The following is a 23,515-nucleotide window of genomic DNA, read 5'->3' as shown; positions in this document are numbered from 1 at the left end:
TCTTTCCGCTCACCAGCCAGTTTCCGGTGAGCCGGCGCAGCCCCTCGATCGGTACTGATCGTTTCTTTTGGGGCTGCCCACGGGGCGGCCCCGATGGCCGCCTCCCCATGACGCCAAGTCGTACCCCGCCTCCTGTCGCCCCCGCGGCCGGAACCGGAGCGTGCGGCCCATACGGAGCAAGGAGTTATATGAAACTGGCCTGGATTCTCTGGCTGTCGCAGTTGTTGCCTCAGCCGGCCGCTGATTCATTGTGTTTGAGCACCACCGTTTACCTGGAAGCCCGCGACCAGACCCTGCGTGGCCAGCAGGCCGTCGCCGAGGTCGCCCTGCGCCGCCTCGACAGTGGCCTGTGGGGCGACTCCATGTGCCAGGTGGTCACCGCGCGCAAGCAGTTCGCACCGACCATCGTCTCGCCCGGCACCCAGCTGGGCAATGATGCGGCCTGGAGCGAGGCGATGAACGTGGCCTTCGACGCCGAGCGCAACTGGGCGCTGCCGGCCGGCGAGCGCCGCGAGATCGTGCCCGGTGCCAGCCACTTCGCCGCGCTGTCCATTGCCAGCCCGAACTGGCGCAATGCCTACCAGGTGGCCACCATCGGCGATCACACCTTCTATAAGGTGCAGAACCTCAAGCCGCGGCAGTCGTAACGATCCGTGCTGGCGGCAGCGTTGCCGCCCGCTGGCAAGCTCTGGGATAGTGGGCGTTTCCCGCCCGCATCACCTGGAGTTCCCATGAAGCTGTACAGCAAGCCCGGTGCCTGTTCCACCGCCGACCACATCGCCCTGCAGTGGACCGGCCAGCCGTTCGAGGTTGAACTGCTGAACAAGGACACCCTGAAGGGCCCGGAATTCCTCAAGATCAATCCGGCCGGTGCCGTCCCCGCACTGGTCGACGGCGACTTCGTGCTGCTGCAGAACGCCGCGATCATGGGCTATATCGCCGACAGCTTCCCGCAGGCCGGCCTCGGCGGCGACGGCAGCCCGCGCCAGCGCGCCGAAGCCACCCGCTGGCTGGCCTTCGTCAATTCCGATGTGCATCCGGCCTTCTCGCCGCTGTTCGCGCCGGGCAAGTTCATCGCCGACGAAGGCCAGTACGACGCGATCCGTGCCGCCGCGCACAAGCGCCTGCGCGCCCTGTTCGAGACCGCCGACAAGCAGCTGGCCGACAAGCCGTGGCTGGCCGGCTTCCGCAGCTTCGCCGACCCGTACTTCTACATCACGCTGCGCTGGGCTGCTGGCACCAAGGTCGACCTGTCCGGCCTGGACAACCTGGCCGCCTACAAGGCGCGCATGGATGCCGATGCCGGCGTGCAGGCCGCGCTGAAGGCCGAAGGCCTGGCCTGATCCAGACCATGGGTCGGAGCCGTCTGCGCAGCAGACGGCTCTGCCCCCATCGGTGCAATCGCCACACTCAGCCGATCTGGCGGATCACTTCGCCCTTGGCATCGCGCAGGTACGTCGGCACCACTTCGATGCGCAGCGCCGCCGCCACCGGGTAGATGCCGCGCTCGGCCCGCACGCCTGCCAGCGCCTGCAGTCCCGACTCGTCCAGTGCCCAGCGCGCGCTGTCGGCCGATACCTCGCTGGTTTCACCGCCCGCGGCCGGAATGAATTCCCACTGCCGCTCGCGGCTGACCAGTTCCAGTGATTTGCCGTGGCGCAGGCGCAATGGCAGCAGCTCGCACACGCTGGCCACCTGGCCCGCACCGAGCACCAGGGTGGTGACGCCCGCCTCCTGGCGCCAGTCCAGCGTCTCGATGAACAGCATGCCGGTGCTGGAGCCCTCGCGCTCGCTGCCGGTCTGCACCTGTGCAGCCAATGCCGGATCCTCCAGCAGGTTGCCGCGATGCAGGTCGCTGATCCACAGCGGCATCGCCGGTTGCAGCGCCTGCAGCACGCCGCGCGTCGACCAGCGCTTGACCGCTTCCATCTCCTCATCGGTCAACCCGACCAGCTGCAGGAACTGCAGGTGGCCATTGGCGGTGTCGCGTGCGGGTAACTGCGGATCTGCGACGAAGGCCAGATGGCACAAGCGCGTGTTGGTCTCCAACGCGATCGGGCCGTTGGCGTTGAGGTGATGGCCATCCTCGAACACGTTGCCACTGCCGAACACATAGCGCGCCAGGTTCTGCAGCAGGTTCATCGGCCACACCGGCGGCGTGCTGCCGGCGTTCTCACCGGCGTCGGCAGCGAGGCGGAAGGTCAGCTCGAAACCATAGCCACTGGCGGTGGCATCACTGCTCTCCTTGGCGTACAGCTCGGAGAAGCCGTAGGTGATGTAATGCCAATGCGGTACCGGCGCATCCGCCCAGTACACGCTGATGCCATCCAGCGGATCCTGGCCACCGAGCGTGTACGGAAGCGCGGTGCCGAAGTGACGCGGTTCCTGCCCGGCATACAGCGGCGCCAGCGCCGCATTGATCGCGTCCCAGCCGGGGGTATCGGTGTCGTCGTGGTCGTCCTGCACGCGGGACTCCTTGTGGGGAAGTGAACCGATCACTTTACGCGGTGGCTCAGGCCTGCACGACCTCGCCGCCACCATTGACCACGGCCGCCTGGGTCTCCTGCCACCAGCGCTGCGCCAATGCCGGGCTGCGCGCCTTGCCCACCGCCGCCAGCAGTTCCGGGCACAGGCGTTCCAGTGCCAGCGCATCGGTGCAGCGTTCGATCTTCAACTGCATGAAATAGCCCTTCAGGCCCAGATGCCGACGCACGGCCTCACTCATCGCGTCGTACAGCTGCTGGTACAGCGCCGGGTCCTGTTCACGGCCGGTGCTGATGCTGCGCGTCGGTGCGGCTTCGACACTTCCGCCGATCACTTCAATCAGGCCCTGCGCGGCCAACTGCTCCAGTGCATCCGGCGGTGCCCGCAGGCCTTCGAACAGGCCGCGCAATTCAGTGTCATCGCGATGGCCGTCGACCATCAGCAGGATCGAACGCAGTGCCGCCGGCAGACGCCGACCACGGTCCTCGATTTCCTGACGGCCAGCAGCCGTCTTGGCGTGCAGCAAAGCCATTGCCTCCCCCTCCCTCGATGCGCAATGCCGGCGCGCCCTGGCGGGCACGCTCCCCTGTGTGCCATCCCCGGACGGCACGCGCCTTCCCCGGCGCGCATCGTGTATTGCAGGTCGATGACAGGCCGAGCTTAGCGCAAGTGCTGCGGGTAGTGCCGGCCGCTGGCCGGCAACCTCGGGATTGATGGGGGGTGCCGGCCAGCGGCCGGCACTACCGGGTCAGCGTCCCAGCGCGCGGCGGATCTCCTCCAGCGCGCTGGGGTCGTCCAGCGTCGACAGGTCACCCGGGTCGCGCTGTTCGGCCAGCGCCTGCAGCGAGCGCCGCAGCAGCTTGCCGGATCGGGTCTTGGGCAGCGCATTGACCACGTGCACGTGCGCCGGGCGCGCGACCGCGCCGAGCGAGGTGGTCACCGTGGCCATCATCTCGGCCACCACCGGCGCCGGATCCTCGCCATCGAGCCCCTGCTTGAGAGTGACGAACACCAGCGGCACCTGCCCCTTCAGCTCATCCTTGACCCCGATCACCGCCGCCTCGGCCACGCGCGGATGGCTGGAGATGGCCTCCTCGATCTCGCGCGTACCCAGACGATGGCCGGCCACGTTGATCACATCGTCGGTACGGCCGAGGATGAAGGTATAACCATCGTCGTCACGGATCGCCCAGTCCAGCGAGCTGTACAGCAGCTCCTTGAAGTGGCTGAAGTAGCTCTGCAGGAAACGGCTGTCGTCGTTCCACACCGTGCTCATGCAGCCCGGCGGCAGCGGCGGCGACACCACCAGCACGCCCTTCTGCCCCGGTGCCACTTCCTCGCCGGTGTTCTCGTCGATCACCTTCATCCGGTAGCCGAGATTGGGGAACCCGGGCGAGCCGAAACGCACCGGCTTCATCTCCAGGCCCGGCAGCAGGGTCAGTGCCGGCCAGCCGGTTTCGGTCTGCCAGTAGTTGTCGATGATCGGCTTGCCGAGCGCTTCGCTGATCCAGTGCGCGGTCGGTTCGTCCAGCGGCTCGCCGGCCAGGAACAGGTACTTCAGCGCGCCCAGGTCGTGGCGATGGATGAAGTCCGCGTCGTGCTTCTTCAGCACGCGGATGGCGGTGGGCGACGAGAACATCGTGCGCACGTTGTACTGCTCGCACAGCGCCCACCAGATGCCCGGATCCGGGTTCGTCGGCAGCCCTTCGTAGAGCAGCGAGGTGCAGCCGCCGATCAGCGGGCCGTACACGTTGTAGGAATGGCCGACCGCCCAGCCGACGTCGGAGGTGGAGAACATCACCTGTCCCGGCCTGCAGTCGAACACCGTTTCCATCGACTGTGCCATCGCCACCGCATAGCCCCCCACATCGCGCTGCACGCCCTTCGGCTTGCCGGTGGTGCCGGAGGTATACAGCAGATAGCTCGGCTCGCTCGCTTCCAGCCACTGCACCGGCACGTCGACTTCACCGATCTGCGCACGCAGCTCGGCGTAGTCCACATCGCGGCCCGGCACGCGTGGTTCGGCGGCATCCAGCCCACGCGACACGATCAGCACGTGCGGCGGTGGCGACGTGGCTTCGGCGCAGGCGGCGTCGACCATCGGCTTGTACGGAATCAACTTGCCACCGCGCATGCCGGCATCGGCGGCGATCAGCAGCTTGGGCTTGGCATCGTCGATGCGCAGCGCCAGGTTGTGCGCGGCAAAGCCACCGAACACGACCGAATGCACGGCGCCGATGCGCGCACAGGCGAGCATCGCGAACACGGCTTCGGCCATGTTCGGCATGTAGATCACCACGCGGTCACCGTGACCGACGCCGAGGTGCTTGAGCACGGCGGCGAAGTCATTCACCTCGCGATACAGCTGGCGGTAGGTGATCTCGCGGGTGCTGTTGGTCTCGGTGGAAATGGCAACCAGTGCGAGCTGGTCGGCGCGCTCGGCCAGGTGGCGGTCGACGGCGTTGTAGCAGAGATTGGTTTCACCACCGACGAACCAGCGCCGGAACGGCGGGTTGCTGTAGTCGAGCACCTGCTGCGGCGGTTTGTGCCAATGGATGCGCTTGGCTTCCTCGCCCCAGAAGGCCTCCGGCTCGTCGATCGAGCGACGGTAGGTTTCCTCGTAGTTCATGACGCAGCCCTCCCAGACAAAGTCATGGGTTCGAGGATAGTCCGGTGCTGGCGCGCGGGCCGCCCTACCTTGGTAGGGGGTGGGGTTCTGTTCTGCAGGGCTTGCAGCCCTGCACCCGCAGAGGCCGAAGCAACAGCAGAAGCTGGTTTCCTGAGGGGTGGCGGGGTGGGTCCGGTTGCGGGGGGCGCCGTAAATCCGTCCATGGAGGCTCGGTCGCCGCGTCCATGCGGCTCACGCCCCCGCAACCGGACCCACCCCGCCTTCGACAGTTTCCTGCGATCTGTCGGAAAGGCGTATTGCTCTGGTAGATGTCGACCTTGGTCGACTGCTCTGGTGGGTGTCGACCTTGGTCGACACGGTAGATCCACGCCATGCGTGGATGATTCATTCGATATCTGACAGAAGAATCGTGTCGACCAAGGTCGACACCTACCAACAGCCGCGCGGAACAAAGCCGCAGTTACCAACAGCCGCGGGAACCTATCGAAGGTGGGACGGTGTCGGAGTGCGGGGTGTCAGCCGCATGGGCCCGAGGCATGCCTCGGGCGGGTTGGGTAGGACGCGCAACCCCGGTCTTGCCGTGTGCGCAGGACAGCGCACACGAGCAAGCGGCTGCCAAGCCTACAGGGACGTACTTGCGGCGTCCCCGCACTCCGACACCGTCCCGCCAACCCACGGATAGCCCGCTTCTGACGTTGACGTTGATTCTGCAGGTGCAGGGCTGCAAGCCCTGCCGAACCCCTAGAACGGAGTCGCGGACTCGAACGCGAGCGGCTCGCCCGTCACCGGATGGGTGAACCGCAGGCTGCGCGCATGCAGATGCACACGCTGCGCCGGCGCGGCGTCATACAGCACATCGCCAACGATGGGATGGCCGAGACTGGCCATGTGCAGGCGCAGCTGATGGCTGCGGCCAGTGATCGGTTCCAACGCCACGCGGGTGCGCTGCGCTTCAACATCACGTGCCATTACGTGCCAACGTGTCAGCGCCGGTTTGCCGCGTTCGTGATCGACCATCTGCTTCGGCCGGTTCGGCCAGTCCACGATCAACGGCAGGTCCACTTCGCCGGCATCGCCTTCAAGCAGCCCCTCCACGATCGCTTCGTAACGCTTGCCAACCTGGCGCTGCTCGAACTGCATCGACAACGCCACCTGCATCTCCTTGCCGCGCGCATGCAGCAGCAGGCCGGAGGTCACCTGGTCCAGGCGGTGCACGGTCAGTGCATCCGGGTACAGCGCCTGCAGGCGCGCGACCACGCAGTCCTGGTTCTCGGCGCTGCGGCCAGGCACGGACAGCAGGCCGGCCGGCTTCTCGGCCACCAGCAGCGCGTCGTCGATGTAATGCAGGTGGATCATCAGTTCCTGTATTCCTCAAACAGAAACGGGGAAGCCTGAGCTTCCCCGTTGCTGGGTACCGACCAACGGTCGGTACCTACCTTGATGGAAGACGTACCGGCCAGGGCCGGTACCGCCTGCATCAGCCCAGCAGGTGGGCGACGCCGGCGCGCTCTTCTTCCAGCTCGGCCAGGGTCTTGTCGATGTACTTCTGGCTGAAGTCGTCGATCGGCAGATCCTTGACCAGGGTGTACTTGCCGTTCTCGGTGGTCACCGCGAAACCGAAGATCACGCCTTCCGGAATGCCGTAGGAACCGTCGGACGGCACGCCCATGGTGACCCACTTGCCGTTGCTGCCCAGCACCCAGTCACGCACGTGGTCGATGGCTGCGTTGGCGGCCGAAGCAGCCGAGGACGAGCCACGGGCTTCGATGATCGCCGCGCCGCGCTTGCCGACGGTCGGGATGAAGGTGTTGGCGTTCCACTCTTGGTCGTTGATCGCATCGGCGATCGACGCACCATCGGCGGTGGCGAAACGGTAGTCCGGGTACATGGTCGGGCTGTGGTTGCCCCACACGACCAGCTTCTCCATGCCACCGACCGGCTTGCCGAGCTTGGTCGACAGCTGGCTCAGCGCGCGGTTGTGGTCCAGGCGCAGCATGGCGGTGAAGTTCTCCGGCTTCAGGTCCGGGGCCGACTTCATCGCGATGTAGGCGTTGGTGTTGGCCGGGTTACCGACCACCAGCACCTTCACGTCACGGCTGGCGACCTTGTTCAGCGCCGCGCCCTGGGCGGTGAAGATCTTGGCGTTTTCCAGCAGCAGGTCCTTGCGCTCCATGCCCGGGCCACGCGGACGCGCGCCGACCAGCAGGGCGATGTCGGCGTCCTTGAACGCGACTTCGGCGTCATCGGTGCCGACCATGCCGGCCAGCAGCGGGAAGGCGCAGTCTTCCAGCTCCATCATCACGCCCTTCAGGGCGGCCTGGGCCTTGTCCACCGGCAGTTCCAACAGCTGCAGGATGACCGGCTGGTCCTTGCCCAGCATTTCGCCGGAGGCGATGCGGAACAGCAGGGCATAACCGATCTGGCCGGCGGCGCCGGTCACGGCAACACGAACGGGTGCTTTCATGGGGGTTTCCTCTTGCTTGCAAGCGTTTGATGGGACGCCGCGGGCGTGGCCACGCAGGCCTGGCGGGCGGCGGGGAACAGGGAAACGGCCACCCGAGGGTGGCCGTTTCGAAGGGGGATCAGGCGGCGAGGTGCTTGTTCCACTCCGCGACGCGCTCGGCCTGGGCGGCCAGCACGGCGTCGACGTCGCCTTCCAGGGTGATCGAATGGATCACGTCGCCCTGCTTGACCGAATCGACGATGGCCTGGCCTTCCAGGACCTTGCCGAAGACGGTGTGGCGGCCGTCCAGCCAGTCGGTCTTGATGTGGGTGATGAAGAACTGGCTGCCGTTGGTGTTCGGGCCGGCGTTGGCCATCGACAGCGAGCCGACCTCGTGCTTCACGCCATTCTTCTCGTCTTCGAACTTGTAGCCCGGGCCGCCGGTGCCACGACCCTGCGGGCAGCCGCCCTGGATCATGAAGTCGGCGATCACGCGGTGGAAGATCAGGCCGTCATAGAAACCGTGCTTGACCAGGTTCACGAAGTTGGCCACGGTCAGCGGCGCCTTGTCGGCGAACAGCTCGACCTTGATCGGGCCCTGGGTGGTGTCGAAAGTGGCGATGAGGGACATGAAGATCCTTGATGCAGAGGGGAACGCGTCTAGCCACCTAGTTTACACCCGCCTCGTGGCGGCGGCGGCTTCGACCATGGGCGCAGATCCGGGCTTCAGCCACGGGACGGGGTGCCCCGCGGTGCAGGCCAGGCGGCCTCGACCGGCGCCGCGGCCCCCCAGCTGAATGGGCCCCATGACGGGTGTGAAATCCACCTTTTCGCGAATCGTCAAGTTCGACGTATAATGTTGGACTTCTTTTTCCAAATCCGGCGCCGACTGGCCCCCTTTCGTATGTCCATCGAAAATCTTCGCAACATCGCCATCGTCGCCCACGTCGACCATGGCAAGACCACCCTGGTCGACCAGCTGCTGAAGCAGTCCGGCACCCTGTCCGAGCGTACCGTCCTCGCCGAGCGCGTGATGGACAGCAACGACCAGGAAAAGGAACGCGGCATCACCATCCTGGCCAAGAACACCGCCATCACCTGGGAAGACAAGAAGACCGGCATCAAGAACCGGATCAACATCGTCGACACCCCCGGCCACGCCGACTTCGGTGGTGAGGTCGAGCGCGTGCTGTCGATGGTCGACACCGTGCTGATCCTGGTCGATGCGATGGACGGCCCGATGCCGCAGACCCGCTTCGTGACCCAGAAGGCCTTCGCGATGGGCTTCAAGCCGATCGTCGTGGTCAACAAGGTCGACCGTCCGGGCGCCCGTCCGGAATGGGTGATCGACCAGGTCTTCGACCTGTTCGACAAGCTCGGCGCCACCAACGAGCAGCTGGACTTCCCGATCGTCTACGCCTCCGGCCTGAACGGCTACGCTGGCCTGGAAGACACCGTGCGCGACGGCGACATGACCCCGCTGTACGAAGCGATCATGCAGCACGCGCCGCGTCCGGAAGTGGACCCGGAAGGCCCGTTCCAGATGCGCATCAGCCAGCTGGACTACAACAACTTCGTGGGCGTGATCGGCATCGGCCGCATCCAGCGCGGCACCCTGAAGAAGAACATGCAGGTCGCGGTCATCGACCGTGAAGGCAAGAAGCGCAACGGCAAGGTGCTGCAGGTACTGGGCTTCATGGGCCTGGAGCGCATCGAGCAGGATACCGCCGAGGCCGGCGACATCGTGGCCATCTCCGGCATCCAGGAGCTGACCATCTCCGATACCATCTGCGCACCGGACTTCCCGGAAGCGCTGCCTGCGCTGACCGTCGACGAGCCGACCATCTCGATGACCTTCCAGGTCAACAACTCGCCGTTCGCCGGCAACAAGGACCTGTCCGGTGGCAAGTTCCTGACCAGCCGCCAGATCAAGGACCGCCTGGACCGTGAAAAGGTCCACAACGTGGCCCTGAAGGTCGAGCAGCTGGAAGACGCCGACAAGTTCCTGGTCTCCGGCCGTGGCGAACTGCACCTGTCGGTGCTGATCGAGAACATGCGTCGCGAAGGCTACGAGCTGGCCGTGTCGCGCCCGGAAGTGATCATCAAGGAAATCGACGGCCAGATGATGGAGCCGATCGAGCAGCTGGTGGTGGACATCGAAGAAATCCACCAGGGCGGCGTGATGGAAAAGCTGGGCACCCGCAAGGGCCAGCTGAAGAACATGGAATCGGACGGCAAGGGCCGCGTGCGCCTGGAATACTCGATCCCGGCCCGTGGCCTGATCGGTTTCCAGAACGAGTTCAAGACCCTGACCCAGGGTTCGGGCCTGCTGTTCCACGTGTTCGACCACTACGGTCCGAAGGAACAGGGCGCCATCGCCAAGCGCATCAACGGCGTGATGATCGCCAATGCGCCGGGCACCACGCCGGCCTACTCGCTGGGCCCGCTGCAGGAGCGCGGCAAGCTGTTCGCTGCTGAAGGCGACAACGTGTATGAAGGTCAGCTGGTCGGCATCCACTCCAAGGACAACGACCTGACCGTCAACGCGATCAAGACCAAGCCGCTGACCAACATGCGCGCTTCGGGCAAGGACGATGCGATCCAGCTGACCCCGGCGATCAAGTACTCGCTGGAACAGGCCCTGGACTTCATCGAAGACGACGAGCTGGTCGAGATCACCCCGAAGGAGATCCGTCTGCGCAAGAAGTTCCTGACCGAAAGCGACCGCAAGAAGGCTTCGCGCGGCGGCTGAGCCAGCACCCCGTGAACCTGAGCGGCTACAACCCGGATCCACACCGGCATCCGGGTCTCCATGTCATCGCCCTGCTCGAAGCGAGCAAGGCGATGCTGGCGCTGTTGGCCGCCACCGGGCTGGAAGTGCTCGGACCGCAGCCGCTACGGCACGGCATCATGGCCCTGATCCGGCGTTTCAGCCTGGATCCGGACCATGGCACCCTGCCCTCGCTGCTGCACATGATCAGCCCCGACGCGGTCCACCTGGCCGCGGCGGGGATGATCGGCTACGGCCTGCTGCACCTGGTCGAAGCCTGGGGCCTGTGGCGGGCCAAGGCCTGGGCCTCCTGGCTGGGCTGCCTGACCGCCGCCCTGTACCTGCCTTTCGACATCTTCGCGATCATCCGCCACCCCGGCTGGCCGTCGTGGACGATCCTGGCAATCAACCTGATCGTGGTCTACGTGCTCGCCCGCGACCTGCGCAAGCGCCACCGCTGAGCACCGGCTACACTGGGGATTGGAGCCGACCAAGCCGCCCCATGCGCCCGTCCTTGCCGCCTCTGCTGACCTGCCTGCTCGCCGCGCTGCCGGCGCTGCTTTCGGCTGGCTGCAGCCCGGCCACGCCCAGCGCGCATGCGGCCGAACCTGCGAGCCGCAACGTGCCGTTCCCGTACGCCGAAACCGATGTCGCCGACCTGCAGGCGCGGATGACCGCCGGGGAACTGGACAGCACCACCCTGACCCAGGCCTACCTGCAGCGCATCGCCGCGCTGGACCGCACCGGGCCGCGCCTGCGCGCGGTGATCGAGCTCAACCCCGATGCCCTGAAGGAAGCCGCCGCGCGCGACCGCGAACGCCGTGACGGCCGCCTGCGCGGCCCGCTGCATGGCATTCCCCTGCTGTTGAAGGACAACATCAACGCCGCGCCGATGGCCACCAGTGCGGGTTCGCTGGCCCTGCAGGGCTTCCGTCCGGACGATGCCTACCTGGTGCGCCGGCTGCGCGATGCCGGTGCGGTGGTGCTGGGCAAGACCAATCTCAGCGAGTGGGCCAATTTCCGCGGCAACGATTCGGTGTCCGGCTGGAGCGCGCGCGGTGGCCAGACCCGCAATCCCTATCGCCTCAGCCACTCGCCCTGCGGCTCCAGCAGCGGCAGCGCGGTGGCGGTCGCCGCCAACCTGGCCAGCGTAGCGATCGGCACCGAAACCGACGGCAGCATCGTCTGCCCTGCGGCGATCAATGGCATCGTCGGCCTCAAGCCGACCGTCGGCCTGGTCAGCCGCGAGGGCATCATTCCGATTTCCTTCAGCCAGGACACCGCAGGGCCGATGACACGCAGCGTCGCCGACGCCGCAGCCGTACTGACTGCGATCGCCGGCCGCGACGATGCCGACCCGGCCACGGCCACCATGCCCGGCCGCGCGGTGTACGACTACACCGCGCGCCTGGACCCGCAGGGCCTGCGTGGCAAGCGCATCGGCCTGCTGCAGACACCGCTGCTGAAGTACCGCGGCATGCCGCCGCTGATCGAACAGGCGGCCACCGAGCTGCGTCGGGCCGGTGCCATCGTGGTGCCAGTGGAGCTGCCCAACCAGGGCGCGTGGGCCGAGGCCGAACGCACGGTGCTGCTGTACGAATTCAAGGCCGGGCTGGAGCGCTACTTCAGCACCCATCGCGCGCCACTGCGCAGCCTGGCCGAGCTGATCGCCTTCAACCAGGCGCACAGCAAGCAGGAACTGGGCCTGTTCGGCCAGGAGCTACTGGTGGAGGCCGACGCTACCGCTGGCCTGGCCGACCCGGCCTATATCCGCGCACGCAGCGATGCACGCCGGCTGGCCGGCCCGGAAGGCATCGATGCTGCCCTCGCCGCCCACCAGCTCGATGCCCTGGTGGCGCCAACCACCGGTGTGGCATGGCCGATCCGCAGCGAAGGCGACGACTTCCCCGGCGAGAGCTACGGCGCCGCCGCCGTCGCCGGCTATCCCAGCCTCAGCGTGCCGATGGGCCAGATCGATGGCCTGCCGGTCGGCCTGCTGTTCATGGGCACCGCCTGGAGCGAACCGAAGCTGATCGAAATGGCCTACGCCTATGAACAGCGCACCCGCGCGCGGCGCCCACCGCACTTCGACACCGACACCCTGATCGACGCCGGCGAGCCGTGATCCGGTAGTGCCGGCCGCTGGCCGGCAGATCCGGGTCGCCGGCCAGCGGCCGGCGCTACCGTTCGGGTTCCGGCTCCACCGGCACGATCGCCGCCTCACCATCTTCCGCCCCCGGCGAACGCACATCTGCAGTGCGTGCACGTGGACCGCGCGGCATGTCCAGTTCGTCTGCATGCTGCAGCCGCGCACGCACCTGCGGCAGCGACTGCGGATGCTCGCGCGCAAGGAAATCGAGCATGCGTTCGCGCACCAGGCAGCGAAGATCAAAGGCATCACCGGAACTGCGCGCGCTGACCAGCAGACGCACCTGGATCGCGCGCTCGTTGGTTTCGGTCACCTGGGTCACGCAGACGCGCCCATCCCATAGCGCCTGGCCATGGCAGATGCGCTCCAGCTCGGCACGGATCGCCGCGATCGGTGCCCGATAGTCCAGCCACAGAAACGCAGTGCCGAGCAGATCGGCACTGCGCCGCGTCCAGTTCTGGAACGGGTTCTCGATGAACCAGGTCAAGGGCACCACCATCCGCCGCTCATCCCAGATCCGCACGACCACGTAGCTGCTGCCGATCTCCTCGATGCGTCCCCACTCGCCTTCGACGATCACCACGTCGTCCAGGCGGATCGGCTGCGTCAGTGCGATCTGCAGGCCGGCGATGAGGTTGCCGAACACCGGCTTGGCGGCGATGCCCGCCACCAGCCCGATCAGGCCTGCCGACGCCAGCAGCGCCGTGCCGATCTTCTGCACCATCGGGAAGGTCAACAACACCAGCGACGCACCGAGCACGATGATGCCGCCCATCAACACCCTGCTGAGCACGCGCGTCTGGGTCTGGATGCGGCGTGCCTCCAGGTTGTCGGAGACATCGATGGGATGGCTGCGCAGGATCGCGCGCTCGCCCGCCGCCACCGCGCGTACCAGCAGCCAGACGAAGCAGGCCATCAATGCAATGTGGAGTCCGTGCTGCAGATGGCCCAGCAACGGATCCTGCAGCGGTGTCGCCTGCAAGGCGGGAATCAGCAGCAGCAGCGGCCACGCGGTGGCCAGCGGCAACCCGAGTACTCGACCGATACGCGCACGTCGGCGATCACGCCCTTTCAGCCGGTGATAGATCCACAGGATCAGCCACGCGCCTATGCCGCCCACCACTACGGCCAATCCCAACGGCCATGCGTAGGCCTGTGCGCTCTGCCAGTGCACCGTTACCACCTCCAGTCGGACAACCAAGTGGACAGCCTCGCGCATGGCGCATGAGCGTCACGTCAGCCGTTCGTAAGGAGGGTGTTGGTCGGCAGGGCTTGCAGCCCTGCACCTGCTGCGAGCCGAAGCAACAGCAACAGCCGAAGCACAAGCAACAGCAGAGGCTGGCATTCCGTGGGATGGCGGGGTGGGTCCGGTTGCGGGAGACGCCGTAAACCCGTCCATGGGGGCTTGGCCGCAGCATCCATGCCGCGGACACTCCCGCAACCGGACCCACCCCGCCTTCGACAGATTCCTGCGACCTGTCGGGTACTGCGTTCTGTAGAGCCGAGCCATGCTCGGCTCAAATCGTTCCGATATCGAAATATTCGATTCTGATGGGAATTCATCCACGCATGACGTGGATCCAACAGCCGCGGAGATCTGTCAGAGGTGGGGTGGTGTCGGAGTGCGGGGTGTCAGCCGCATGGATGCGGCTGCCAAGCCTACAAGGACGTACTTGCGGCGCCCCCGCACTCCGATACCACCCCGCCATCCCACGGAATGCATGCCGTTGTCGTTGCTTCGGCCGTTGCCGTTGCGTCAGCAGGTGCAGGGCTGCAAGCCCTGCCGAAAACTCCTTACCGCACTTGCTCCTGCTTGCGCACGATCGCCATCGCGATCTCCAGCGACTGCTCGTAGTTCAACCGCGGGTCCACCGTTGAGCGATACGCACGCTCCAGGTCACGCTCGGTCAGTTCGCGCGCACCACCGGTGCATTCGGTCACGTCCTCGCCGGTCAGCTCCAGGTGCACGCCACCCAGGCGCGTGCCCGCGGCCGCATGCAGATCAAACGACATCTCCACTTCGCCACGCACGTTGTCGAAGCGACGCGTCTTGAAGCCATTGGCAGTGCTTTCGGTGTTGCCATGCATCGCATCGCACACCCACAGCACGCGGCGGCCATCGCGCTTGACCGCATCCAGCAGCGGCGGCAGCTTCTCGGCGATCTGCGCTGCACCCATGCGGTGAATGAAGCTCAGTCGACCCGGCTCGTCATGCGGGTTGAGCACATCAATCAGGCGCAGCAGCTGGTCCGGCGTTACCGACGGGCCGACCTTGATCGCGATAGGGTTGCGCACGCCACGCAGGTATTCCACGTGCGCGCCATCGAGCGCGGCCGTGCGCATGCCGATCCACGGGTAATGCGTGCTCAGGTTCAACCAGCCCTGCTGCCGCGGCACCTGGCGGGTCAGCGCCTGCTCGTAGGGCAGCAGCAGCGCTTCGTGCGAGGTGTAGAAATCGATGCGGTTGAGGTTGTGCACGCGGGCCCCGGCCAGGGTCTCCATGAAATGCACTGCATCGCCGATCGAGGCCACCATCTTCTGGTAGTCGGCGGCCAACGGCGAATGGCTCACCCATTCCAGGTTCCAGTACTCGGGGTGGTGCAGGTCGGCGAAACCGCCGTCGATCAGCGCACGCACGAAGTTCATGGTCATCGCCGAGTGCGCGTGGGCCTGCAGCATCCGCTTCGGATCCGGCAGCCGTGCCGCTTCGGTGAAGGCCGGCGCGTTGATGACATCACCGCGGTAGCTGGGCAGGGTCACGCCGTCGCGGGTCTCGGTATCGGCCGAACGTGGCTTGGCGTACTGGCCGGCGAAACGGCCGACGCGGATCACCGGCTGGCGCAGGCCATGCACCAGCACCAGGCTCATCTGCAGCAGCACCTTCAGCCGGTTGGAAATGGTGCCCGATTCGCAGTCGCTGAAGTTCTCCGCGCAGTCGCCGCCCTGCAGCAGGAAGCGCTTGCCTTCCTGCGCCTCGGCCAGCTGCTGCTTCAGCGCCAGGATCTCCCAGGAAGTCACCAGCGGCGGCAGCCGCTTCAGCTCGTGCAGGGCGGCGTCCAGCGCCACCGGGTCCGGGTAGGTCGGCATCTGCAGCGCGGTCTTGCCACGCCAGCTCTCCGGCGACCAGGCGGCGCCAGTGGCGGCTGCGGCGGGATCGGGCACGGGCGGAACGGCGGACAGGCTCATTGCAGACTTCCGGGATGGGGGGCGGTCATGGTCGCAGAGCCAGCCGCTGGCGCAAAGGGCCGACCTGCTCGGCCAGGCCGCCTGAACGGCAGGGAAAGGCCGATGCGAGCAGCCAGATCCCGCATGGTCAGCCGCTCAAGGCAGGCGCATGATCTGTTACGGAGTAACACTTCCACGTCATGGACCGGCCCCTTCCACGCCCTGCCATCACTCTTCCCATCATGAAGCCCTCGCCCCTCGCTACCGGCATCACCTTCGCCCTGGCCCTGGCCAGCCTGCCCGCCTTCGCGGCCGCCGCCGATGGCGCCGGGCCTGCGGTCAAGGACCTGGACACGGTCACCGTCAGCGCCCAGCTCGACCAGGCCCGCAACGCGTTGTCGCCGGACATCGGCAGCAGCCAGTACCAGATCACCGCCGAGGACATCCAGAAGCAGCCGCTGGGCGCCTCCGCGCCACTCAGCCAGGTGCTGCTGCAGGCACCCGGTGTGGTCCAGGATTCCTATGGCGGCGTGCACGTGCGCGGCGACCACGCCAACCTGCAGTACCGGATCAACGGCGTGTTGCTGCCCGAGTCGATTTCCGGCTTCGGCCAGACCCTGGATGCGCGCACCATCAAGAGCATCCGCCTGATGGACGGCGCGTTGCCGGCGCAGTTCGGCGAGCGCACCGCGGCGGTGGTCGACATCACCACCCGCAATGGCGCCGAGCTGGGCAACGGTGGCAGCGCCGGACTGACCACCGGCTCGTTCGGCAAGGTGAACCCGAATGCCTCCTGGTGGGGCAACCAAGGACGCTGGAGCTGGTTCCTGACCGGCAACTACGACCAGAACGAAGTCGGCCTGGAGAATCCGACCAACTCGCGCAAGCCGCTGCACGACGATACCCACCAGGGCAAGGCCTTCGCCGACCTGACCTACCTGGTCAACGAGAACACCCGCCTGAGTGTGTTCGCCGGTTTCGCCAACAACCGTTTCCAGATTCCGGTCAATCCGGGGCAGACGCCGCAGTTCGGTTACCTGGCCACCACCACCTTCGATTCCAGCCAGCTGGATGAGACCCAACGCGAGACCACCCGCTTCGGCATGCTGGTACTGCAGGGCACGCTGGGCAACACCGCCTACCAGCTGTCCGCCGGGCAGCGCTACAGCGATGCAGCGTTCAACCCGGACGTCATCGGCGATCTGGTGTTCAGTGGCGTCGCCTCGCAGGTGCAGCGCAGCAACCGTGCCAACACCCTGCAGGCCGACTTCTCCACACCACTGGGCAACGACCACACGCTGCGCTACGGCTTGTACGGCAACTACGAGAACGCACGGGCCAGCAGCAACACCTGGGTGTTCCCGGTTGATGACGGCGGCCAGCAGTCCAGCACCACGCCGCTGCTGATTCCTGACCACAGCGCCTTCCATGCCAGCACGCTGGCGTTGTACGTACAGGATGAGTGGAAAATCGGCGACGACTGGACCGTCAACTACGGTCTGCGCGGTGACCGCTACAAGGCCTTCGGCCGCACCGAGGGCCAGCTCAGCCCGCGCGTGGGCGTGGTCTGGAATGCCAGCGACAGCACCACCGTGCATGCCGGCTATTCGCGCTATTTCACGCCACCGGCCAGTGAACTGATCGCCAGCAGCGACATCGCCCTGTACGACGGCACCACCAACCAGCAGTCCAGCGGCGGCAACAACACGCCGCTGGCCGAGCGCAGCGACTACTACGACATCGGCGTCTCGCAGCAACTGGGCGAACACCTGACCCTTGGACTGGATGCGTACGACCGCCGCGTCGCCCGCCTGCAGGACGAAGGCCAGTTCGGCGCCGCCTACATCTACTCGACCTTCAACTACCGCCGCGGACACATCCGTGGTCTGGAGTTCAGTGCCGACTACAGCAACGGTCCGTTCAGTGCCTACTTCAATGCCGCGTTGAACAAAGCCATCGGTACGGATGTCATCACCAGCCAGTACAACCTCGATCCCGAGGCGCTGGCCTATGTGGCCAACCACTGGATCCACCTCGACCACGACCAGAAGCTGACCTCGTCGGGTGGCCTCAGCTATGCCTTCGCCGGGCACAACCGGATCGGGGCCAACTACGTGTTCGGCAGCGGCCTGCGTTCGGACACCGAGGGCGTGCCCAACGGTGGCGAGCTGCCGTCCTGCCTGCAGGTGAACCTCAGCGCCGGGCACGACTTCAATGTCGACAGCGGCCATCCACTGCATGTGCAGCTGGCGGTGATCAACGCGTTGGACCGCAGTTACCAGCTGCGCGATGGCGGTGGCGTCGGCGTGTTCGCCCCGCAATGGGGACCGCGCCGCGGCGCCTACCTGAGCCTGCAGCAGGATTTCTGAGATAGTGCCGGCCGCTGGCCGGCATTCCCGCGGTGTGCCGGCCAGCGGCCGGCACTACCCTGCTTCAGCGCTTGACCTTGCGCAGCGACACCACCAGCGCCCACAGCGCCAGCAGCACGAACCACACGCCCGACCACATCGGCATGGTCAGGCCCAGGAAGGTCCAGTCGATGTTGCCGCAGTTGCCGGTACCGGTCAGCACCGTGCGGAACACTTCCAGCGGCCCCATGGTTTCGCTCAGGAAGGCCAGCGGCGGGCCACAGGTGGACCCCATTTCCGGCGGCAGCATCTGCACGTAGACGTGGCGCGCGGCGATGCCCACGCCCACTGCGGCGGCAATGAAGGCCAGCACGCCATAGGTCGCGCGTCCGGGGCGGTTGGACGGACCATGCAGTGCACCGATCAGGAACAGCAGGCCAAGCGCAGCGAAGGCCAGGCGCTGGAAGATGCACAGCGGACACGGCTCCAGGCCCATCTTCAGCTGCAGGAAGATCGCGTAGCCAAGCAGGCCCGCGCAGATCAGGAAGCCCAGGAAGAACTGGGCGCGGAAGGGCCAGCGCAGTGGATTCATCGTCAACGCTCGAATGGATCAGGCGCCAAGCGTAACCGAGAGTGCGCGCCATTCGAACCGCCACAGGTGACGCCTGTCGGAACGGTGTGGGTCAGAGCCCTGTCCTGCAGAAAGGGATCCGCCCCCGGAAACGCAAAAGCCCGGCAGAGGCCGGGCTTTCGCTGTGTCGCATTGGAGCGGTCCGATTACTCGGCCACTTCCTCGGCCACGACCGGACGGTCAACCAGCTCGACGTAGGCCATCGGCGCGTTGTCGCCAGCGCGGAAGCCGCACTTCAGCAGACGCAGGTAGCCGCCCGGACGGTTCGCGTAGCGCGGGCCCAGGATGGTGAACAGGTTGCCCACGGCTTCGTTGTCGCGCAGGCGAGCGAACGCCAGACGGCGGTTGGCGACGGAGTCGACCTTGGCCAGGGTGATCAGCGGCTCGGCAACGCGGCGCAGTTCCTTGGCCTTCGGCAGGGTGGTCTTGATCAGCTCGTGCTTGAACAGCGAGGCAGCCATGTTCTTGAACATCGCTTCGCGGTGGGCGCTGGTACGGCTGAACTTACGGCCAGACTTCTGGTGACGCATGGTGATATTCCTTGGTTAATGATGAGACTGTGCGGATCGTTGTCGCCATCCTGGCGTTGCTGCGCGGACTGCGGTTGGTCCTGGCCACCCGTCCTGGGCGGCCTGCCGCGCGAACCTGGGGTTCGTCGTGGCATGGTGTGTTGCGTTGAAGGCCCCACCGCGAACGGTGGAGCCTTCAGGCATTACCGATATCAGCCCAGCATGCCGTGGCTGGCGACACCGGCCGGCGGCCAGTTCTCCAGCTTCATGCCGAGCGACAGGCCGCGCTGAGCCAGCACTTCCTTGATCTCGGTGAGCGACTTCTTGCCCAGGTTCGGGGTCTTCAGCAGCTCCACTTCGGTCTTCTGGATCAGATCGCCGATGTAGTAGATGCTTTCAGCCTTCAGGCAGTTGGCCGAACGCACGGTCAGCTCCAGATCGTCGATCGGGCGCAGCAGCACCGGATCCACGCCGTTGTTGGCCGGCTTGGCCGCACCGCGGTCGCGGTGGGTGAAGTCACCGAACACCGACAGCTGGTCGCTGAGGATGTCGGCGGCGGTGCGCACGGCTTCCTCGGCGTCGATGGTGCCGTTGGTCTCGATATCGATGACCAGCTTGTCCAGGTCGGTACGCTGTTCGACGCGGGCCGCTTCCACGGCATAGGCGACGCGGCGGACCGGCGAGAACGAGGCATCCAGGACCAGGCGGCCGATGGCACGGGTTTCTTCGTCCGGACGACGACGCGCGGCAGCCGGCTGGTAGCCGAAACCACGTTCGATCTTCAGACGCATGTTGATTGCCGTGTCCTTGGTCAGGTGGCAGATCACATGGTCGCCGTTCAGGATCTCCACATTGTGGTCGACCTTGATGTCGGCAGCGGTGACAACGCCCGGGCCCTGCTTGGACAGGGACAGGGTGGCGCTGTCGCCGGAGTGCATACGGATGGCCACGTCCTTGAGGTTCAGCAGGACTTCGAGCACGTCCTCCTGCAGACCTTCGACCGTGGTGTACTCATGCAACACGCCGTCGATTTCGACTTCCGTGATGGCGAAGCCCGGGATGGACGACAGCAGCACGCGACGCAGGGCATTACCCAGCGTATGCCCGTAACCCCGCTCCAAAGGTTCGATAACGACCTTTGCACGGGTGTCGGTAAGGCGTTCGATCTGCGGACCGCGAGGACGCAGAACCTGGTTGGCGGTAACCGTCATGTTGCGGGTTCTCCTAGTGAACCCCCGGCCGTCGCCGGGGGCTCTCCAATGTGAATTACTTCGAATACAGCTCGACGATCAGCGCTTCGTTGATGTCCGCAGGCAGATCCGAACGATCCGGAACAGCCTTGAAGATGCCGGTGAACTTGCCGGAATCCACTTCAACCCACGACGGGCTCAGGTCATGCTGGGCGGCGACGGTCAGGGCTTCCTGGACGCGCAGCTGCTTGGCAGCCTTTTCAGACAGAGCGATGGCGTCGCCAGCCTTGACCTGGTACGAAGCCAGGTTGACCGACTTGCCATTCACGGTGACGCCGCGGTGCGACACCAGCTGACGGGCAGCCGGACGGGTCACGGCGAAGCCCATGCGGTAGACGACGTTGTCCAGGCGGGTTTCCAGCAACTGCAGCAGGTTCTCGCCGGTGTTGCCCTTCTTGGTCGAGGCCTTCTTGTAGTAGTTGCGGAACTGACGCTCCAGCAGGCCGTAGATACGCTTGACCTTCTGCTTTTCACGCAGCTGGGTGGCGTAGTCGGACAGCTTGCCCTTGCGGGCAGTGGCGCCGTGCTGGCCGGGCTTCTGCTCCAGCTTGCACTTCGAGTCCAGCGCGCGCGCCGGGCTCTTCAGGGACAGGTCGGCGCCTTCGCGACGGGCGAGCTTACAGGTAGGACCGATATAACGAGCCATTTCTTATCGCTCCCTTTAGACGCGACGCTTCTTCGGCGGACGGCACCCGTTGTGCGGGATAGGCGTCACGTCGATGATGTTGGTGATCTTGTAGCCGACGTTGTTCAACGAACGCACGGCCGACTCACGGCCCGGACCCGGGCCCTTGATGCGGACTTCCAGCGACTTCACGCCGTAGTCCAGCGCAGCACGACCGGCCTTTTCAGCAGCCACCTGGGCAGCGAACGGGGTCGACTTGCGCGAACCGCGGAAGCCAGCGCCACCGGAGGTCGCCCACGACAGAGCGTTGCCCTGGCGGTCGGTGATGGTGACGATGGTGTTGTTGAACGAAGCGTGGACGTGGGCAACGCCGTCGGTGACGACGCGCTTGATCTTCTTCTTGGTCTTAGCAGCGGGCTTAGCCATTTCTCAGTCCCTTACTTCTTGATCGCCTTGCGCGGACCCTTGCGGGTGCGGGCGTTGGTACGGGTGCGCTGGCCACGCAGCGGGAGGCCACGACGGTGACGCAGGCCGCGGTAGCAGCCCAGGTCCATCAGGCGCTTGATCGCGATGCCGATCTCACGGCGCAGATCGCCTTCCACGATGTACTTGCCGACTTCGGCGCGCAGGCGCTCGATTTCCGGCTCCGACAGATCGCGGATCTTGGTGGTCGAAGCAACGCCTGCGACTTCGCAGACCTTCTTCGAACGGGTACGGCCGATGCCGTAAATGCTTTGCAACCCGACCCAGACGTGCTTCTGGGCTGGCAGGTTGACGCCTGCAATACGCGCCATGACGCGGTTCTCCAGCTGAGTGATGGCCGACAGCGCGCCTCGGGCACGCCAATCCGGCAGGATGGATCAAAAAAGTGAACTAGCGATACTAACAAGGTTCCGGTTTACATGGAAGCCCGTGAAACCATCGGTTTCATGAACCCGGCCTGGGGAGTGTGCCCAGGCTCCGGCGCCGGATGGGGTTGGACCTGGGGTTTCCCCCGGAGCCGCCCGCGCTACTCCAGCGCGGGACCACCTCATCACACCCCCACCCGGAACCGCTGCGGGGGCCGCCCTTCGTTTGTGTGGCCGGAGTCCGCGAAGCGGAGGGACCATCACGTCAGGAAGACGAAAGTATAACAGGCCAATCAGCCGCGGGCAAAACCGCCGCGGTTGCCGCCCTTCAGGTTGGCCTTCTTCAGCAGGCTCTCGTACTGGTGGGACATCAGGTGCGCCTGCACCTGGGCGATGAAGTCCATCACCACCACCACCACGATCAGCAGCGAAGTACCGCCGAAGTAGAACGAGGCGTTCAGCTGCGTGCGCATCAGTTCCGGCAGCAGGCAGACGATCACCAGGTAGGCCGAGCCGGCCGCGGTCAGGCGGGTCAGCACGCCGTCGATGTAATCGGCAGTGGCCTTGCCCGGACGGATGCCCGGAATCAGCGCGCCCGACTTCTTCAGGTTGTCGGCGGTTTCCTGCGAGTTGAACACCAGCGCGGTATAGAAGAACGCGAAACCGGTGATCAGCGCAGCGAACACGATCATGTGCAGCGGCTCGCCCGGGCCGAGCGCGTTGGCGACCTTCTGCAGGACCTGGCCGAAGCTGCTCTGGTTGGCAGCCTGGCCGGACCACATGGCCAGGGTGGCCGGGAAGGCCAGCAGGCTCGAGGCGAAGATCGCCGGGATGACGCCGGCCATGTTGAGCTTCAGCGGCAGGAACGAGGTCTGGTTCATGTACGCGTTGCGACCGCCCTGGCGGCGCGCGTAGTTGACCGTGATCCGGCGCTGGCCACGCTCGACGAACACCACGAAGAAGGTGAAGGCGAGCACGACGATGGCGATCAGCAGCAGCTGGATGAACTGGATGTTGCCGTCGCGGTAGGCGTCGAAGGTGTGGATGATCGCACCCGGCAGGCCTGCGACGATACCGGCGAAGATGATCAGCGACACGCCGTTGCCGATGCCGCGCTCGGTGACCTGCTCACCGACCCACATCAGGAACATGGTGCCGGCGGTCAGCGCGACCACGGCGGTGAGCACGAAGCCCATGCCCGGCGCGTACACGACCGGAGCGCCCGACGGCGAGACCTGGCCCTGCAGGGCCAGCGCGATCGAGCCACCCTGCACCACTGCCAGCAGCACGGCGCCGATGCGCGAATACTGGGTGATCTTGCGGCGGCCGGACTCACCTTCCTTCTGCATCGCCTTCAGGGCGGGGAAGATGTGCACGGCCAGCTGCATCACGATCGATGCCGAGATGTACGGCATCACGTTCAGCGCGAAGATGCTGAAACGGTGCAGGGCGCCGCCCGAGAACATGTTGAACATGTCCACGATGCCGCCGCCCTGCTGTTGCATCATGGCAAGCATGGCATCGGGATTGACGCCCGGCACCGGCACGTAGCAGCCGATGCGATAGACGATCAAAGCCCCGACGACGAACAGCAAACGTTGGCGAAGTTCAGTGAACTTGCCCATTCCGCCCGCGAGGTTACCGATGCCAGCTTGCGCCATGAT

21 protein-coding genes are annotated in these 23,515 nt (G+C 65.9%); 6 read left to right on the top strand and 15 right to left on the bottom strand.

All coding sequences use genetic code 11. The features are described 5' to 3' along the window. Positions 1 to 188: 188 nt before the first annotated feature. A complete protein-coding gene (locus ACZK3J_RS04095) occupies positions 189 to 647 on the top strand; it encodes a cell wall hydrolase (RefSeq protein WP_004154513.1) in 459 nt (152 codons plus the stop codon). A gap of 84 nt (positions 648 to 731) precedes the next feature. Next, complete coding sequence (locus tag ACZK3J_RS04090) at positions 732 to 1,343, top strand: glutathione S-transferase N-terminal domain-containing protein (protein WP_478476430.1); 612 nt, start codon at positions 732 to 734, stop codon at positions 1,341 to 1,343. A 67-nt stretch (positions 1,344 to 1,410) separates the two neighbouring features. Here the strand turns inward: ACZK3J_RS04090 and ACZK3J_RS04085 are convergent, their stop codons facing one another. The 6 genes from ACZK3J_RS04085 to ACZK3J_RS04060 form a co-directional block, all read right to left on the bottom strand. Then, a complete protein-coding gene (locus ACZK3J_RS04085; RefSeq protein WP_100437386.1) occupies positions 1,411 to 2,466 on the bottom strand; it encodes a suppressor of fused domain protein in 1,056 nt (351 codons plus the stop codon). Between the two features lie 46 nt (positions 2,467 to 2,512). After that, positions 2,513 to 3,016 carry a hypothetical protein gene (locus tag ACZK3J_RS04080; protein ID WP_049400975.1) on the bottom strand — a complete coding sequence of 168 codons (504 nt, stop codon included), beginning with the start codon at positions 3,014 to 3,016 and terminating at the stop codon, positions 2,513 to 2,515. Positions 3,017 to 3,232: 216 nt separating this feature from the next. Continuing rightward, positions 3,233 to 5,113, bottom strand: coding sequence for a propionate--CoA ligase (gene prpE, locus ACZK3J_RS04075; RefSeq protein ID WP_049400974.1), 1,881 nt, complete (start codon positions 5,111 to 5,113; stop codon positions 3,233 to 3,235). 741 nt (positions 5,114 to 5,854) lie between these two features. Beyond that, entirely contained in the window at positions 5,855 to 6,469 is a 615-nt protein-coding gene (locus ACZK3J_RS04070) for an RluA family pseudouridine synthase (RefSeq protein ID WP_134950963.1), read from the bottom strand. Between the two features lie 121 nt (positions 6,470 to 6,590). Beyond that, on the bottom strand, positions 6,591 to 7,577 hold the full coding sequence (locus ACZK3J_RS04065; protein WP_004153634.1) for a malate dehydrogenase: 987 nt from the start codon (positions 7,575 to 7,577) through the stop codon (positions 6,591 to 6,593). Between the two features lie 118 nt (positions 7,578 to 7,695). Next, positions 7,696 to 8,187: a peptidylprolyl isomerase gene (locus tag ACZK3J_RS04060; RefSeq protein WP_004153629.1), complete on the bottom strand. Its 492-nt coding sequence runs from the start codon at positions 8,185 to 8,187 to the stop codon at positions 7,696 to 7,698. Between the two features lie 273 nt (positions 8,188 to 8,460). Here ACZK3J_RS04060 and typA point away from each other — a divergent pair, with 273 nt between their 5' ends. The 3 genes from typA to ACZK3J_RS04045 are packed head-to-tail and all read left to right on the top strand — an operon-like array spanning position 8,461 to position 12,451. After that, positions 8,461 to 10,308, top strand: a complete 1,848-nt coding sequence (gene typA / locus ACZK3J_RS04055) for a translational GTPase TypA (protein ID WP_088024560.1) — start codon at positions 8,461 to 8,463, stop codon at positions 10,306 to 10,308. Positions 10,309 to 10,319: 11 nt separating this feature from the next. Further along, a complete protein-coding gene (locus ACZK3J_RS04050; RefSeq protein ID WP_049422416.1) occupies positions 10,320 to 10,787 on the top strand; it encodes a DUF2127 domain-containing protein in 468 nt (155 codons plus the stop codon). A gap of 41 nt (positions 10,788 to 10,828) precedes the next feature. Next, the gene (locus tag ACZK3J_RS04045) at positions 10,829 to 12,451 is read left to right on the top strand and encodes an amidase (RefSeq protein ID WP_478476429.1); all 1,623 of its coding nucleotides are present in this window, start codon (positions 10,829 to 10,831) and stop codon (positions 12,449 to 12,451) included. Between the two features lie 55 nt (positions 12,452 to 12,506). Here the strand turns inward: ACZK3J_RS04045 and ACZK3J_RS04040 are convergent, their stop codons facing one another. Both ACZK3J_RS04040 and ACZK3J_RS04035 read right to left on the bottom strand, forming a co-directional pair. Continuing rightward, a complete protein-coding gene (locus tag ACZK3J_RS04040) occupies positions 12,507 to 13,694 on the bottom strand; it encodes a mechanosensitive ion channel family protein (RefSeq protein WP_238380385.1) in 1,188 nt (395 codons plus the stop codon). 575 nt (positions 13,695 to 14,269) lie between these two features. Continuing rightward, positions 14,270 to 15,661, bottom strand: coding sequence for a class II 3-deoxy-7-phosphoheptulonate synthase (locus ACZK3J_RS04035; RefSeq protein ID WP_032129763.1), 1,392 nt, complete (start codon positions 15,659 to 15,661; stop codon positions 14,270 to 14,272). 221 nt (positions 15,662 to 15,882) lie between these two features. Between ACZK3J_RS04035 and ACZK3J_RS04030 the strand changes: the two genes are divergently transcribed. Next, on the top strand, positions 15,883 to 18,009 hold the full coding sequence (locus tag ACZK3J_RS04030) for a TonB-dependent receptor (protein ID WP_149909500.1): 2,127 nt from the start codon (positions 15,883 to 15,885) through the stop codon (positions 18,007 to 18,009). A gap of 64 nt (positions 18,010 to 18,073) precedes the next feature. Here the strand turns inward: ACZK3J_RS04030 and ACZK3J_RS04025 are convergent, their stop codons facing one another. From ACZK3J_RS04025 to secY, 7 genes are all read right to left on the bottom strand, one after another. Further along, entirely contained in the window at positions 18,074 to 18,580 is a 507-nt protein-coding gene (locus ACZK3J_RS04025; protein WP_010483974.1) for a disulfide bond formation protein B, read from the bottom strand. A gap of 185 nt (positions 18,581 to 18,765) precedes the next feature. After that, entirely contained in the window at positions 18,766 to 19,149 is a 384-nt protein-coding gene (gene rplQ / locus ACZK3J_RS04020) for a 50S ribosomal protein L17 (RefSeq protein ID WP_005408217.1), read from the bottom strand. Between the two features lie 191 nt (positions 19,150 to 19,340). Then, entirely contained in the window at positions 19,341 to 20,339 is a 999-nt protein-coding gene (locus ACZK3J_RS04015; protein WP_005408216.1) for a DNA-directed RNA polymerase subunit alpha, read from the bottom strand. A gap of 55 nt (positions 20,340 to 20,394) precedes the next feature. After that, entirely contained in the window at positions 20,395 to 21,024 is a 630-nt protein-coding gene (rpsD, locus tag ACZK3J_RS04010) for a 30S ribosomal protein S4 (protein WP_004145446.1), read from the bottom strand. 15 nt (positions 21,025 to 21,039) lie between these two features. Then, positions 21,040 to 21,429, bottom strand: coding sequence for a 30S ribosomal protein S11 (gene rpsK, locus ACZK3J_RS04005; RefSeq protein ID WP_004145443.1), 390 nt, complete (start codon positions 21,427 to 21,429; stop codon positions 21,040 to 21,042). An 11-nt stretch (positions 21,430 to 21,440) separates the two neighbouring features. After that, the gene (gene rpsM / locus ACZK3J_RS04000; protein ID WP_004154500.1) at positions 21,441 to 21,797 is read right to left on the bottom strand and encodes a 30S ribosomal protein S13; all 357 of its coding nucleotides are present in this window, start codon (positions 21,795 to 21,797) and stop codon (positions 21,441 to 21,443) included. 347 nt (positions 21,798 to 22,144) lie between these two features. Continuing rightward, positions 22,145 to 23,512: a preprotein translocase subunit SecY gene (secY, locus tag ACZK3J_RS03995; RefSeq protein WP_005408215.1), complete on the bottom strand. Its 1,368-nt coding sequence runs from the start codon at positions 23,510 to 23,512 to the stop codon at positions 22,145 to 22,147. Positions 23,513 to 23,515 lie beyond the last annotated feature (3 nt).

The sequence above is a fragment of the Stenotrophomonas sp. 86428_Sma genome, assembly GCF_056481585.1.
Note: the sequence above shows the minus strand (reverse complement) of the source record. Positions and strands in the feature narration are given on the sequence as shown.